The organism is Microbispora hainanensis, assembly GCF_006874475.1.
Lineage (GTDB): Bacteria > Actinomycetota > Actinomycetes > Streptosporangiales > Streptosporangiaceae > Microbispora > Microbispora hainanensis.
Genome location: NZ_VIRM01000250.1, coordinates 1 through 205 on the forward strand (window position 1 = coordinate 1; position 205 = coordinate 205).

Annotated in this window: 1 pseudogene; it reads left to right on the forward strand. The window is 68.8% G+C overall.

Annotated features, from left to right (window positions below):
• A pseudogene (locus FLX08_RS40295) lies at nucleotides 1-205 on the forward strand (transposase); the annotation flags it as partial.

Genomic DNA, 205 nt, shown 5'->3' on the forward strand with positions numbered 1-205 from the left:
CGAGTTCGGGCCGCTGAACCTGATGCCGCGCAGGGGCAAGCGGTGGCGTCCGGCGGGGTCGCCGGCCCGGCTGCGGGCCACCTACAACCGCTACAACGGCGTCATGCACATGATCGCCGCGCTTGACCTGGCGACCGGCAAGCTCTACTACCGCATCCGCACCCGCAAACGCTGGCGGGAGGTGGTGTCCTTCCTCAAGACGCTA